General features: G+C 63.7%; 14 protein-coding genes. 11 read left to right on the forward strand and 3 right to left on the reverse strand.

Features of this window, described 5'->3' with window-relative positions; all coding sequences use genetic code 11:
• Window positions 1–138 precede the first annotated feature (138 nt).
• The 3 genes from GGD66_RS00600 to GGD66_RS00610 all read left to right on the forward strand — a co-directional run bounded on the left by GGD66_RS00600 (window position 139) and on the right by GGD66_RS00610 (window position 2,714).
• Entirely contained in the window at window positions 139–558 is a 420-nt protein-coding gene (locus GGD66_RS00600; RefSeq protein ID WP_183256609.1) for a nuclear transport factor 2 family protein, read from the forward strand.
• Between the two features lie 160 nt (window positions 559–718).
• Entirely contained in the window at window positions 719–1,627 is a 909-nt protein-coding gene (locus GGD66_RS00605) for an amino acid ABC transporter substrate-binding protein (protein ID WP_018321001.1), read from the forward strand.
• A 127-nt stretch (window positions 1,628–1,754) separates the two neighbouring features.
• Entirely contained in the window at window positions 1,755–2,714 is a 960-nt protein-coding gene (locus tag GGD66_RS00610; RefSeq protein WP_183256610.1) for an IS5 family transposase, read from the forward strand.
• A 257-nt stretch (window positions 2,715–2,971) separates the two neighbouring features.
• On the opposite strand, the gene GGD66_RS00615 is transcribed toward GGD66_RS00610, so the two are convergent.
• From GGD66_RS00615 to GGD66_RS00625, 3 genes are all read right to left on the reverse strand, one after another.
• A complete protein-coding gene (locus GGD66_RS00615) occupies window positions 2,972–4,183 on the reverse strand; it encodes an acyl-CoA dehydrogenase family protein (protein WP_183256611.1) in 1,212 nt (403 codons plus the stop codon).
• A 31-nt stretch (window positions 4,184–4,214) separates the two neighbouring features.
• Window positions 4,215–5,327, reverse strand: a complete 1,113-nt coding sequence (locus tag GGD66_RS00620) for a glycoside hydrolase family 172 protein (RefSeq protein ID WP_092252524.1) — start codon at window positions 5,325–5,327, stop codon at window positions 4,215–4,217.
• 106 nt (window positions 5,328–5,433) lie between these two features.
• Complete coding sequence (locus tag GGD66_RS00625) at window positions 5,434–7,059, reverse strand: long-chain fatty acid--CoA ligase (RefSeq protein ID WP_183256612.1); 1,626 nt, start codon at window positions 7,057–7,059, stop codon at window positions 5,434–5,436.
• A gap of 176 nt (window positions 7,060–7,235) precedes the next feature.
• On the opposite strand from GGD66_RS00625, the gene GGD66_RS00630 reads away from it, so the two are divergent.
• The 8 genes from GGD66_RS00630 to GGD66_RS00665 all read left to right on the forward strand — a co-directional run bounded on the left by GGD66_RS00630 (window position 7,236) and on the right by GGD66_RS00665 (window position 14,520).
• Window positions 7,236–9,095 carry an NAD(P)/FAD-dependent oxidoreductase gene (locus GGD66_RS00630; RefSeq protein ID WP_183256613.1) on the forward strand — a complete coding sequence of 620 codons (1,860 nt, stop codon included), beginning with the start codon at window positions 7,236–7,238 and terminating at the stop codon, window positions 9,093–9,095.
• 5 nt (window positions 9,096–9,100) lie between these two features.
• A complete protein-coding gene (locus GGD66_RS00635) occupies window positions 9,101–9,850 on the forward strand; it encodes a shikimate dehydrogenase (RefSeq protein ID WP_183256614.1) in 750 nt (249 codons plus the stop codon).
• A gap of 171 nt (window positions 9,851–10,021) precedes the next feature.
• Window positions 10,022–10,840: a lytic transglycosylase domain-containing protein gene (locus tag GGD66_RS00640; protein ID WP_018319782.1), complete on the forward strand. Its 819-nt coding sequence runs from the start codon at window positions 10,022–10,024 to the stop codon at window positions 10,838–10,840.
• A gap of 141 nt (window positions 10,841–10,981) precedes the next feature.
• Complete coding sequence (locus GGD66_RS00645; RefSeq protein ID WP_018319783.1) at window positions 10,982–11,203, forward strand: hypothetical protein; 222 nt, start codon at window positions 10,982–10,984, stop codon at window positions 11,201–11,203.
• A 12-nt stretch (window positions 11,204–11,215) separates the two neighbouring features.
• Entirely contained in the window at window positions 11,216–11,638 is a 423-nt protein-coding gene (locus GGD66_RS00650; RefSeq protein WP_018319784.1) for a hypothetical protein, read from the forward strand.
• A 387-nt stretch (window positions 11,639–12,025) separates the two neighbouring features.
• A complete protein-coding gene (locus GGD66_RS00655; protein ID WP_018319786.1) occupies window positions 12,026–12,472 on the forward strand; it encodes a MaoC family dehydratase in 447 nt (148 codons plus the stop codon).
• Between the two features lie 91 nt (window positions 12,473–12,563).
• Window positions 12,564–13,064, forward strand: coding sequence for a hypothetical protein (locus GGD66_RS00660; RefSeq protein ID WP_183231885.1), 501 nt, complete (start codon window positions 12,564–12,566; stop codon window positions 13,062–13,064).
• Window positions 13,065–13,368: 304 nt separating this feature from the next.
• On the forward strand, window positions 13,369–14,520 hold the full coding sequence (locus GGD66_RS00665) for a LuxR C-terminal-related transcriptional regulator (RefSeq protein ID WP_183256615.1): 1,152 nt from the start codon (window positions 13,369–13,371) through the stop codon (window positions 14,518–14,520).
• Window positions 14,521–14,560 lie beyond the last annotated feature (40 nt).

Consider the following 14,560-nt stretch of genomic DNA (forward strand, 5'->3'; position numbering starts at 1 on the left):
TTGCGGACGGAATTTAGAGCAATCAGCCGGGATCGGCGGCTCCAGATTGTCGGCAGTGTAGCGAGGCAGATGTTCAAAATATATGCATGGATTCGGCGACAGTGGCGGTAATATTCCGCGAATCCGGGAGAGCCTGCCATGTCCGTTGCCGCCAAAGCCGAAACTGCTCAATTGTCCGATGCCGCGATCGTGGAGGCCTATCTCACGGCATCGATGATCCCCGATCCCGACGCTGCGGCCGCCTATATGGCGCCGGGCACCGTGATCACCTTCACCGGCGGGCGCGAGTTCGATCATCCGCGCGGCCCGACCGGATTCAACGCCAAGCGCTACCGCTGGGTCAAGAAGAGGATGGACCGGTTCGATGTCTGCCCCGGCGACGGCGAGACCGTGGTTTACAGCGTCGGCACCCTCTACGGCGAATGGAAGGACGGCACTTCGTTCGAGGGCAACCGTTACGTCGACCGCTTCGTGGTGCGCAACGGCAAGATCACCAAGATGGATGTCTGGAACGATAGCGCCGAACGCATCCTGGTCCAACGCGGCATCGACGCGTAATATTCGTCTCGGCAAAGGCGGAGCCGAACGGCCGCTCGTCATATCGAAAGCTGCGATAGCTGATAGGCGCGAGCCCGTCTGGCGGCTGGCCTGCGCCTGCGCTATCAAATCCCGCGATTGCGCCCGGGATGGAGGCGCGAGCCCCCTTTAGGAGCAGCCGATGCGTCTACCCACCGTTATCCTGGCCCTGACATGTCTTGCGGGCGCAGCTTCAGCCGAAGATCTGTCGGGCACGCTCCAGAAGGTCAAGGAGACCAAAAAGATCACCCTGGGCTATCAGGAAGCCTCGGTCCCGTTCAGCTATCTTGACGGCAACCAGAAGCCGGTCGGCTTCGCCATGGACATCTGCCTCAAGATCGTCGACGTCGTGAAGAAACAGCTGGGCATGCCCGACATCGTCGTCGACACGCTCGCCGTGACCTCGTCGAACCGGATCCCCTTGATGGTGAACGGCACGCTCGACCTGCACTGCTCGGCGACCACCAACAACGCCGACCGCCAGAAGCAGGTCGCCTTCACCAACACGCATTTCCTCAGTGCGACGCGGTTCGCCGCCAAGAAGGCCGCAAAGATCAACACCATCGACGATCTCAAGGGCAAGGCGGTCACGGCGGTCGCCGGCTCGGTCAACCTGACGCAGCTCGCCAAGGTCAATACGGAACGCAATCTCGGCATCAGTCTGATGCCGGCGAAGGATCAGGCCGAAGCCTTCCTGCTCTTGGAAACCGACCGCGCCCAGGCCTACGCACTCGACGACGTGCAGCTCGCGGTCGCGATCGCGCGCTCGAAGGAGCCGCAAGCCTTCATGATCAGCGAGGAGGCGTTCTCCAAGCCGGAGCCTTACGGCATCATGCTGCGGCGGGAGGATGCGCCGTTCAAGGCGCTCGCCGACCGCGCGACTGCGGAGCTCTATGCAAGCCCGGAGATCGAGGTGCTCTACAAGAAATGGCTGCAGTCCCCGACGCCGCCGAACGGCCTCAACTACAACGTCCCGATGTCGCCTGCCCTGCGCAACGCCTTCAAGAAGCCGAGCTGGAGCGCCGATCCGGACGTGTATCTGGCGAACTGAGGCGAGGGCGCCGAGGCGCCAGCAGATCGCGGGCTTCGCGCTGCCCATTATTGTGCCCTCTCCCCTTGTGGGCCTGTTGCGTAATCCGCCAGTTGTGATTCCCTAGGGCAAAGCCTTGGAGGTATCGATGGCGGTGAAGCGGACAGGACAGCCGAGCTTTGTAGAAGCGCTGATGCCGAAGGGCGCCGGCGCCAATGCGGCGCTGGATCGGTTGGCTGGCCTGGTCAAGTGGTACCGGTTCGAGAAGCTGATCGGCCATTTGCGGGATGAAGGGAGCCCCGGTCGTCCAGGCTATCCGGTGCTGGTGCTGTTTCGCGCGGTGCTGCTGCAGTCGCTCTACGGTCTTTCGGAGCGCGAACTGGAGGAGGCGCTGGGCGACCGGTTGTCATTCAAGCGCTTCGTTGGTTTGAGCCTCGAGGATGCCGCGCCCGATCATACGGTCCTGAACCGCTTCCGGAACCAGCTCGTTGAACAAGGCCTGCTGGAGAAGCTGTTTGGCGAACTGGATCGCCAGCTTGAGAATGCCGGCGTCATCCTCAAGCGCGGCACGATGCTGGATGCAACCTTGATCCAGGCGGTGTCAGCTCCTCCGAGGGAGGATCGCCCCTCAAACGATCCCGACGCCCGCTTCACCAAGCGGCAGGGCAAGAGCGGCTCGACCTTCGGTTACAAGGCGCATGTGGGGGTCGACGAGGGGTCCGGCCTGATCCGCGCGGTGTTGACCACGCCTGCCAACATCAACGACACCACACCAGCCGATGCTTTGATCCGCGGCGACGAAGCCGCGGTGTGGGCCGATGCGGCCTACGACACCCATGCCAGACGGGCCCGGTTGAAAGCGGAAGGCAAAAAGCCCCGCATCGCGTTCCGTCCCAACAGACATCATCCGGAACTGCCGCCAAGGCTCAAACGCTACAACCGCCTCATCGCGCGCCGGCGAGCCCAGGTCGAGACCACCTTCGCCACTCTCAAACGCCGCATGCGACTGACCTGCATCCGCTACGTTGGTCTGATGAAGGCAAGCGGGCAGGTCCTGCTCGCCTCGATCGCCTTCAACATGAGGCGGTGGGCCACGATCGCGGCCTGAACCGCCCGCCGAGGGCGAACACTACAGACTTGGCTGGCAATTGCCGTAACCACGGCCCTTCTCCTGCTGTCCTCAACCACAAAAGCCGATAACGCAACAGGCCCCTTGTGGGAGAGGGCATCTCCGCTGTTGAGGCGCGTTCATTCGGGTGAGGGGTCTGTCTCCATGGATGCAGACCCCTCATCCGGCGCTTCGCGCCACCTTCTCCCACAAGGGGAGAAGGGAAGATCGCACCGTGCTCTCGGTGAGTAAGCGCTCTAAGCGTTCGAATATTTCTTCAGCTCGAACCGGGCGATCTGGTTCCGGTGGACCTCATCCGGTCCATCGGCAAGCCGCAGCAAACGCGCGGTGGCATAGGCCTGGGTCAAGCCGAAATCGTTCGAGGTGCCGCCGCCGCCATGGGCCTGGATCGCCCAGTCGATGATCTGGCAGGCCATGTTGGGCACGGCGACCTTGATCATCGCGATCTCGGCCTTCGCGACCTTGTTGCCGACCGTGTCCATCGCGTAGGCCGCGTTCAGCGTGAGCAGCCGGGCCTGCTCGATCATGATGCGGGATTCTGCAATGCGCTCTTGCGTCACCGTCTGTTCGGAGACCGGCTTGCCGAAGGCGACGCGGCTGCGCACGCGGCGGCACATCTTCTCCAGCGTGCGTTCGGCAAGGCCGATCAGCCGCATGCAGTGATGGATGCGGCCGGGCCCCAGGCGGCCCTGTGCGATCTCGAAGCCACGGCCTTCGCCGAGCAGCATGTTCTCCTTGGGGACCCGCACATTGGTGAAGATGACTTCGGACGCCCGGTCAGGCACGCCGTAGAAGCCGAACACGGGCAGGGGACGTTTCACCTCGATGCCAGGCGTGTCCATCGGCACCAGGATCATCGATTGCTGCTTGTGGCGGTCCGGATTGTCGGGATCGGTCTTGCCCATGAAGATGCAGATCTTGCAGCGCGGGTCGGTCGCATTGGTCGTATACCATTTACGGCCGTTGATGACGTAATGGTCGCCATCGCGCAGGATCGAACTCTCGATGTTGGTCGCATCGGATGAGGCGACCGCAGGCTCCGTCATGGCGAAGCAGGAGCGGATTTCACCTGCGAGCAGCGGCTTCAGCCAGCGCTCCTTGTCCTTCTCCGAACCGTAGCGCTCCAGCACTTCCATGTTGCCGGTATCGGGCGCCGAGCAGTTGAACACTTCGGGCGCCAGATGCGATCGGCCCATCACCTCGCAGAGCGGGGCATATTCGAGATTGGTCAGGCCTGCGCCATGGCCGGACTCCGGCAGGAACAGATTCCAGAGACCTTCCGCACGCGCGAGCGGCTTCAACTCCTCGACGACCGGATAGACCTTCCAGGGTCCCAGCTCTTCCGCCTCGCGATAGAAGCGCTCCTCGTTCGGGTAGATGTGCCGGTCCATGAAGCTCTTGAGCTTGCGCTTGAGCTCGACGACTTTTGGCGACATCGGGTAGAGCATCTCTGGTCTCCTTGATTGATCGGCGGCAGGATCAGCCGATTTCGAGATAATCCGGGCCGGGCAGTTTCGGGAAAGGCGCCGTCGGCAGGGTCTGATACCAGAACGCGACGGAGGCGATATCGTCCTGCAGCGGAAGGTATTTGGCTTCCTTGGTGCCCGGCAACCAGCCCAGCGCCTGGATCGTCACGCGCAGATCGGAGCGGAAGCGCACGGGATCGGGGATGTGCCAGCGATACATGCCGAAGCGTTGCTGCGATTTGTAGACGCCGTCGGGGCGGATCACCTGGGGCAGGCCGGCATAGGGCGTGGTGAATTCCTGGTAGCGCGATTGCTGGCCCTGGCCGGAATGGGCGACATAGGGATCGAAATTATAGGCACCGCAGAAATAGTCCTCGGTGCCGGTGCCGCAGATCGTCGGGAAGTCACCGTCGCCGTCGATGTAGAACTTGATTTCGCCTTCTCCCCACCAGCCGTTGTTGTTGACGCCCCAGGCCATGTAGGTGCCGACATAGTGGCCCGCGCCGCTGATGCCGTCGAGGATGGTATAGACCGCCTTGTAAGGCAGCGGGTTGGTGCGGCGGAACTGGGCATGGAAGTAGGCGCAATCCTCCGGCACGTCGGTCAGGGTGTAGTTGATCTGGTAGTAGACGGTGAGTTGCTCCTCGCTGCGGTTCTCCAGCGTGACGCGCGCGCGCTTGCGAAACGGCATCTCCCAATAGCAGTTGAAGGCGCGGCCGGGATTGACGCAGACCGCGAGGGAGGACACCTGCGCGAACTCCTCCCATCCGCAGGCGAAGAAATCGCCGGCCGGGCACTCGACGCTCGGCAGCGTTTGGTCGTCCCAGTAGATGCGCAGGATCGAATGCCGCAGCCGTCCGCGCGCCAGCGTCATCCAGATCTGCTGGATCGCGCCTTGCCCGGCGATGTCGCCGAGCGCGAAGGTCGTGCCCGGTTCGATGACGACATAGGGCGAGACCTTCCAGCCCTGTCCGAGATCGCGCGCCTGGCGGGCGGCGGGGCCATCGACGGACATGCCGCCCTTGCCCTTCTCGCCGGTGAAGTTCTCGGGGCTGATCGAACGCGTCTGCGCGTTCGACAGGCGCGACAGATTGCCGAGATGCAGGCCCAATCCGGAAAACGCCATGATGTCCTCGATGAGCGATTAGCGACGTTTCGCTATATCGCCCCCAAATCCACCAAAAGATGAAGACGATCGGATACGGAACGGCCCGCATGTGATCGCGTGCCGTTCATGCGACGCGATACTCCCTGAACTTCTCGCGCAGAGCCGATTTCAACACCTTGCCGGTCCCCGTCATCGGGAATTCGTCGAGGAATTCGACGGCGTCCGGCATCCACCAGCTCGCGACCTTCGGGCGCATGTGGTCGAGCAGCGTCTTGCCGTCGACGGTCGCGCCCTTCTTGCGGACGACGAGGAGGAGGGGACGCTCCTGCCATTTCTCATGGTTGATCGCGACCACGGCTGCCTGAAGCACATCGGGGTGAGACAAGGCGACGTCCTCGAGCTGGATCGAGGAGATCCATTCGCCGCCGGACTTGATCACGTCCTTGGAGCGGTCGGTGAGCGTGACGTGGCCCTGCGGGTCGATCACCGCCATGTCGCCGGTGATCAGCCAGCCGTCGCGGTCGAGGCCTTCCTCCAACTTCATGTAGCCGGAGGCGACCCAGGGACCGCGGGCGCGCAAATGGCCGACGGACTTGCCGTCGCGTGGCAGCTCGACGCCGCTGTCGTCGACGATGCGAAGAGCTGTACCGAAACAGGCGCGGCCGGAGACCTGGCGCCGGTCGAACTTCTCCTTCTCGGTGAGGTGCTCCGAGCCCGGCCGCAAGCCCGGCATGGAGCAGCCCAGGGCCTCGGTCATGCCCCAGGCCTGGATGTAGTCGATATTGTAGTCGCGCTTCAGCTTCTCGACCATCGCGCGCGGCGGCGCCGAGCCCGACGACAGCGTTGCCCGCAGCGTGGAGAATTTGTTGCCGGTGCGCCCCAGCCAGTCGAGCAGGATCAGCCAGAAGCTCGGCACGCCCGCCGACAGCGTCACCTTCTCGCCTTCGAGCAATTCGTAGAGCTTGTCGGGCTCGTAGTTGCGGCCGGGCAGCACCAGCTTCGAGCCGGTATAGGGGGCGGTGAACGGCATGTTCCAGCCATTGCCGTGGAACAGCGGCGCCATCGGCATCATCACCTCGCGCACGCCTTCGACATGCCCCGGCAGGAAGTCGAAATTGCAGCACGTCATGGTCTGCAGGATCGCGGCGCGGTGCGAATAGATCACGCCCTTGGGATTGCCCGTCGTGCCTGAGGTGTAGCAGATGGTCGAGGCGGACTTTTCGTCGAACTCCGGCCAGACGAAGCCGGCGTCGTTCTCTTTTTCCAGAAGCTCCTCGTAGCAATGCACGTTGGCGAGCTTGGTTTCGGGCATCCGCTCGCGCGACGACATCACGACATAGGCTTCGATCGTCTTGAGCTGCGGCGCGATCGCCTCGACCAGCGGCAGCGTGGCGCGGTCGATGAACAGCAGGCGGTCTTCGGCGTGGTTGATGATGTAGATGAGCTGCTCGGGAAACAGTCGCGGGTTGACGGTGTGCAGCACATAGCCCATGCCCGGCGCGGCATAGAACATCTCGAAATGACGATGCGTATTCCAGGCCAGCGTGCCGACGCGATCGCCGGGATTCATGCCGAGCCGCTTCAGCGCCAGCGCCATGCGCTTGATGCGCGGATGGGCGTCGGCATAGGTGTAGCGATGGATGTCGCCTTCGATCTCGCGCGCGACGATCTCGGCCTCGCCGTGATAGTCCGCGGCATACTGGATCAGGCCGCTGATCAGAAGCGGCATGTCCATCATCAATCCCTGCATGGTCTCCTCCACGGCCACGTCGTTGCGTGGCGTTGTGCTTGTGATTTGCGCGTGAGGTTAGCGGAACGTCGCGCGGCGTTCACGCAAAAAACATTGGACGCGATTGCATGCGTCACTTTTTCAGGGCTAACTGATCCGAGCTGCCGGCGAAGCAGCGTTCTCCGTGGAGGAAATGCATGTCAGCGGAAAGACACAAGACCGGTGCAGCCGGCGAACCTACCGTCGATATTGCAGCCCTCCGCGCGCGCTATCGCGACGAGCGCGACCGCCGTTTGCGTGCCGAGGGCAAGGCCCAGTATGTCGAGGTAACAGGGGAATTCGGCCGCTACCTCGACGACCCCTGGGCCGATCCCGGATTTGCGCGCGCAGCTGTCAGTGAAGAGACTGAAGTGCTCGTCGTTGGTGGCGGCTTTGGCGGGCTTCTCTGTGCCGCGCGTTTGCGCGAAGCCGGCATCGATGATTTCCGCATCGTGGAAAAGGCTGCCGACTTCGGCGGCACCTGGTACTGGAATCGCTATCCTGGCGCCGCCTGCGATACCGAGAGCTACATCTATCTGCCGCTGCTGGAAGAGACCGGCTACATGCCGGTGCGCAAATATGCGCGCGCGCCGGAAATCTACGAGCACTCCCGCCGCATCGGCCGCCATTTCGGCCTCTACGACCGCGCGCTGTTTCAGACCGTCATCTCGCGGATGGCATGGCAGGAGCAGGAGGCGCGTTGGCTGGTCGAGACCGATCGGGGCGATCGCATCCGTGCGCGCTTCGTCATTCTCGCCGGAGGTCCGCTCAGCAGACCGAAGCTGCCGGGCATTCCAGGCATCGAGACCTTCAAGGGTCACAGCTTCCATACCAGTCGTTGGGACTACGGCTACACTGGCGGCAATGCGGATGGTGGACTAACCGGCCTTGCCGACAAGCGCGTCGGCATCATCGGCACCGGTGCCACCGCCGTGCAATGCGTGCCGGATCTCGGCCGCGCTGCGAAGGAGCTCTACGTCTTCCAGCGCACACCGTCGGCGATCGGCGTGCGCGACGACCGGTCGACGGATCAAGACTGGGCGCAGAGCCTCAGGCCCGGCTGGCAGCGCGAGCGCATGGACAATTTCACCGCCGTGATCTCCGGCGAGCCGGTCGAACGGGACCTGGTGCAGGACGGCTGGACCGGCCTGCTCGGCGAGATCCTGCTGGCGCCGCGCCGTCAGCCGCAGCCGGTGACCTCGATGGAAGAGGCGCTGAAAGTCATCGAGCAGGCCGATTACCGCAAGATGGAGGAGATCCGCGCCCGCGTCGATGCGGTGGTCAAGGACACGGCGACCGCGGACGCGCTCAAGCCCTGGTACAAGGCGTTCTGCAAGCGGCCGTGCTTCCACGACGAATATCTCGATGTCTTCAATCGTCCCAGTGTGCATCTCGTCGACACCAAAGGGCAGGGCGTCGAGCGCATCACCGAGAACGCCGTCGTGGCTGGCGGCAAGGCTTACGAGCTCGACTGCCTGATCTATGCCAGCGGCTTCGAGGTCGGCACCGATTACGCCCGCCGCATGGGCTTCGAGGTCTACGGCCGCGACGGCATGAGCCTGACCGAGCGCTGGCAGGGCGGCGTCAAGACGATGCATGGATTCTACAGCCGCGGCTTTCCGAACTGCTTCCTGATCGTTACGGTGCAGGCTGGCCAGAGCGCCAACTTCCCGCACATCATCGACGAGCAGTCGCAGCACATCGCCTATGTGATCGCCGAAGCGCGCAAGCGCAAAGCCCGAACGCTGGAGCCGACGCTGGCCGCGGAAAACGCCTGGGTCGAGGAGGTCGTCAAGGCCGCGCTCGGCCGCCAGACCTATCTCGCCGAATGCACGCCCGGTTACTACAACAACGAGGGCGTGTTCGATCCGATCGCGGCAAGAAACAGCCAATATTGGCGCGGGCCGGTGGCGTTCCTGCGGCTGCTCGACAAATGGCGGAAGGAGGGCAATCTGGACGGACTGGAGTTGACCTATGGGACCGCGGCGGAGGCAGGCGGCTCTCCGTTGTCGGCTTGAGCGGCATGATCCCGCCACCCACGGGCGCCACGCGCCTCTATGTCATCGTCGGCGATCCCATCGCCCAGGTGCGCTCGCCCGCAGGCGCGACCGCAGCCTTCGCGGCCCGCGGCCATGACGGCATTCTCGTTCCGGTTCAGGTCTCGGTCGCGGATCTGCCGGATTTCCTCTCATTGGCACCGCGCCTGAAGAATCTCGACGGCCTCGTCGTGACCATCCCGCACAAATTCACCTGCTACCAGGCTTGCACGAGTGCGACGGAGCGCGCTCACTTCCTGCGCAGCGTCAACCTCATGCGCCGGCGCGCCGACGGCGCATGGCATGGCGACATGGTCGACGGCCTTGGCTTCGTCGGTGCCGCGCGGGCGAAAGGGGTCAACCCTGCGGGCCTGCGGGCGCTGCTCATCGGCGCTGGCGGCGCGGGCTCGGCCATCGCGCTCGCGCTCGTGGAGGCCGGCGTGAGCGAGCTCGCCATTCACGATAGCGCAACTGAGCGCCGCGACGCGCTGATCGGGCAACTCAACGGGCTCGGCAAGGCGCTAGTGCGGGCCGGCACCACGGATCCCACCGGCTTTGAATTTGTCGCCAATGCGACACCGGCAGGGATGAAAGAAGGCGATCCGCCGCCGGTCGATGTCGCTCGGCTTGCGCCCTCGGCCTATTGCGGCTGCGTCATCACCAAGCCCGAAATCTCGCCCTTTATCGCGGCGGCCCGAAAGGCCGGCTGCGTGACCGGGACCGGCACGGACATGTAGGAGCAGCACCAGGGGATCATGGTGGATTTCCTGCTCGGCCGTGGCGAAGGGCGGTGATCCGCCCGGATGTCAAGGCGCCCGTTGCGCTCCGCAGGGCTTGAGCGATCAAAGCCGACGTAGGATCATGCGCTCGCGCGAGCCGGTCGCGTATTTGAGGAGAGGATAAGAGGAATGACCAAGGGCAGGACCGTTGCGACGGCCATGATCGGCGCCACAGCGCTGGTGCTCTCTCTGGCGCCCCGCGCCGAGGCCGCCACCTGCGGCAACGGGCCGGGCGGGTTCGAGGCCTGGAAGCGCGAGTTCAGCGCGGAGGCGCAAGGCAAGGGCATCGGCCAGACCGCGCTCTCGGCGCTGATGCAGACCAACTACGCCAGTGCCACCATCGCGGCCGACCGCGGCCAGCGCAGCTTTTCGCTGACGCTCGACCAGTTTCTCGCCAAGCGCGGCGCCACCACTATCGTCGCCAAGGGGCGCCAGCTCAAGCAGTCGCAGGCTGCCTTGTTCGCCTCCATCCAGCAACGCTATGGCGTCCCGCCCGGCCCGCTGATCGCGATCTGGGGCATGGAGACCGGTTTCGGCAGCCAGCGCGGCAACCAGAACATGCTGTCGTCGATCGCAACCCTGGCCTATGACTGCCGGCGTCCTGAATTCTTCACCGACCAGCTCTACGCGGCCTTGAAGCTGGTCGACCGCGGCACGCTGTCGGGGGCGACCCGCGGCTCCATGCATGGCGAGGTCGGCCAGACCCAGTTCATGCCCAAGAACATCCTGGCCTATGGCACCGGCAACCTCGAGGTGGCCGCCAACGCGCTGAACTCGACGGCGAATTTCCTCAAAGGTCATGGCTGGAAAGCAGGAGCCGGTTACCAGCCGGGCGAGCCGAATTTCGCCGCCATCGAGGCCTGGAATGCGGCCGGTGTTTATCAGAAGGCGATCGCGCTGATGGGCCGGCAGATCGACGAGGGCGGCGGAGCGGCGGCCTCGCGCTGACGAAAACCCGTCCACTTCGCTCGAAAACGCTCTTGCTCAGCAAGGCGTGATGGGCCGGCATGAGAAAGTTGTTGCCATCAGGAACCGAGGGCACGAGGTTTGCTTTGATCAGATTCAGGGCTGGGCATGAGGAGACTCAACATGGCAACCCAGATCGTGATGGACCAGACTGGCGATACGCGCCACGAGTTTGATCCTGGCAATGCCGAAGCGCTGGCGCGAGCCGAACGGCGCTTTCGGGAGCTGACCGGAGCCGGCTTCACCGCGGCCCTTCGCAACGGACCCGGCGAAGTCACTCGTATCAGATCGTTCGACCCGACCGCGCAGGAAACGCTGTTCTATCCCCGCCTGGTCGGCGGTTGATCTGAGCTGCTCATGATTACGGCGGTTTGGCTCCGCGCGCCGGCGCGTGCGCGTCTGCATGCGCTGCGTGAACTGTACCGGCGCTTCTTCGGCGAGAACACGCCGGATGCCCGTGGTCGCCGGCTGCTCTTCGATTGGCTCTCGCCCGCACAGCGCGCCCAATTCGAAGAGCACCGGTATTTCGACGTCATCGGATGCGACACCGGCAAGACCTACCGCATTCACTACGGCACCGCCGCCAATGTCCACGAAATCGACGGCGAAGGCCGCGCGACGATGGGATGGTGCTTCGTCCCGTCAGGCTTCCTGGTGCCGGGCGACGTCATGCTGGCGCAGAAGATCGCGCTCGAGACGGATGAGACAGGCGCGCTCTCTCTCGCCAACCGGTTTCCGCCGGCAACGCATTCGGAGCACTTCTACCGGCGGCCTTTCTAGCGGCTGAAACAGCGAAGCGGTCGGTGGTTAGTGGTGCGTGGTGCGGTAGGCGTCCAGCGCGTGCGCCGCGAAGACACCGGCGCTGCAAAGGGCGAGCAGGCCCGAGATCAGCTCGATCATAGCTCGTCCTCCCGTAGTGAATGGGCAACGAGGTTGCGGCAGCAGGAATAGTCGTAGATCAGGTTGAGAAGGAATTGCATGGTAGCCGTCCCTGTATTTATTTTGACAACGACTTAAGCGGCGATCTGTTTCAGCGGTGTTTCGTCGCCTCGGGAAAGGGGTTTCGCGGGGAACCTCGGGGCCGGTTTTGTGCGCTGCGGTCCCGCTATTGCTGGAGCCCTTTGGCCGCCTCTTCGAAGGCGGCGCAAGACATTGCGAGGCAAAATCATGGCGCAGGTCGAATGGTTCGATGATCTGGCGATCGGAATGCGGTTTAGGTCCCCCGAGGTCGTGGTCACCGAAGCCGACATCAAGCGCTTCGCGGCCGAGTTCGATCCCCAGCCGATGCATCTCGACCACGAGGCGGCCAAGGCGACCCTGTTCAAGGGCCTTGCTGCATCGGGATGGCACACCGCGGCGATTGCCATGAACCTCGCGATCCAGACCCGCCCATTCGGCCCGCACCCGCTGATCGGCGCCGGCGTCGACGGCCTGCGCTGGACGATGCCGGTACGGCCCAATGACCGCCTGCATCTGGTTGGGGAGGTCATGAGCCTGACGCCCTCGAAGTCGAAGCCGCAGGGTATCGCGCTGGTGAAATGGACCATGTTCAACCAGAGCGGCGAGGAGGTTTACACCTTCACCCCCATCGCGATCGTGCCGCGACGAGGATAGGCACAGGCGCCGCCGTTCTGTCCCGGGTAAGCCCTTGCGGCCCTCCCGCGGAGGTGGTCATCTCGGCCCGGGGAACGCGCTGGAGGCTGACATGAAACGATTCCTTCTTGCCGCTTTGCTGATCGCGACGGGCGCCTTAAGCGCCGGGCCGGCGCATGCGCAACAATCCAGGGTCGGCGACTGGACCATCGAAAAGCGCACGCAGGACACGCATTGCAATGCAAGCCGCGGCTACAAGGACAAGGATGACGAGAACCGCGACTACGTCATCGTGATCACCTATTCCGAGAAGGCGATCGTGATCGTGATGATCTACGATGGCTGGGAATGGGAGAATGTCGGCGAGATCCTTCGGGCCGATGTCGGCACTGATGATGCGGACATCATGAAGAAGGCGAAGTGGGAGGTCATGGACAAGACCACCGTGCGCGGCATCTTCGAGTACGACCAGTCGATGATGGACCGCCTGTCGAAGGCGAGGCGCCTGACGCTCGATTTCGAGGACGATGACGACGACAGTATCGAGATGCAGGTACCGCGTGCCGGCGAAGCGCTGGCGGCGTTGAAGTTCTGCGAGGAGAACCGGAAATAAGTTGCCGCTGCCGGCCGTGAAAGCGGCAGGACGTCGGCAACGAAGTGGGTGGCAGCGAACCGGCGCGTGACTCATCGCACACAGTCCGCGCGCTGTTCGCATTTATCCTAGTCTTTGGCGAAACAGTCCAAGCCGCACCCTGCGGTTGACGTTACGCAAGGACGATGTTCGATATTCCAGCATCTGGCTGCAAAGTTTTTTCCTCGTCGAAGGCGGCAATTGACCGGCCCGTCTTCTCCGTCAGTTCCCGGATCGCGGGCTCTCCGTCCCGGACGGGCCGCACGCTGATGGCGTCGTCCGTCCGATGACGACCCATCAGGCAAATCGGTTCTCGTCTCTGATCGGCGAGATCTACGACGCGGCGGTTGACCCCGCCTTGCGCAGCGGCGCGTTGGAGCAGGTTTCGCAGTTCGTCGGTGGTTGCGCCGCGATGATCCTGTCCAGGGACTCAGCGCGGCTTTCGATCGAGATTCACCAGCATTTTGGAACCGACGCCCGCTTCCGTCAGCTTTATCGCGACCGGTATGTGGAGCTCGATCCTCTGCTCGACCGTCATCTCACCCTCGCGCCCGAACAGACGATCGGCGTGACCGACATCATGCCCCATGCGGACTTCCTCGAGACGAGCTTCCACCGCGAGTGGGTGGAGCCGCAAGGGGCGATAGACCTTGCGACCGTCGCGCTCGAGAAGACGGCCGCGCGCACCACGATCCTGCAGGTGTTGCGCCATCGCTCCCGCGGAACCGTCGACGAGGCGATGCGCGAGCGCATGCGGCTGCTTGCTCCGCACATCCATCGGTCGCAGATCATGGGCCGGCAGATCAGGGCGCGCTCGCACACGGTGGACGACCTTGCCGACGTCCTCGACGGATTGAACACGGCGATCTGCCTGCTCGACGCGGACGGCCGGGTCGTCCATGCCAATGCGGCATGCCGTCAGTTGTTCGCCGATGCCAATCTGCTTGCGATCGTCGGCGACCGGATCGTGGCCCGCAACACCCGAACCGACAAAATATTCCGCGGCCTGTGCGAATTCGATGAAGGCACACATTCCGCGGCTCGTCGTCAGATCGAACTTGCGACGTCGGCCGATGGGCAGCATTATTTGCTCCATGCTTTTCCGCTGAAGCGGGATCGCAGCCTGCCGCGGGACATTGCAGCCACGATGCTCTTCGTTCAAAGAGCTTCCATGCTGCCGCTGCTCGCAGTCGACGCGATCGCCGCAGCCTTCAGGCTGACGCCGTCCGAATTGCGCGTGCTGATGGCGATCATCGAGATCGGCGGTGTCCCCGACATCGCCGCAAAACTCGGCATCGCCGAGACGACGGTGAAGACGCATCTCGGTCGCCTGTTCGAGAAGACGGGCGCCGGCAGGCAGGCTGATCTGGTGAAGATCGCCGCCGGCTTTGCCGTGCCGTTCGCGCGGCGAACGAGCGGCGATGACGGCGCCGCGTGATTCATTTCACATGCCTCGATGTTACGTGCCGCGTTCTCAA

The sequence above is a fragment of the Bradyrhizobium sp. CIR48 genome, assembly GCF_014198315.1.
Taxonomy (GTDB): Bacteria; Pseudomonadota; Alphaproteobacteria; order Rhizobiales; family Xanthobacteraceae; genus Bradyrhizobium.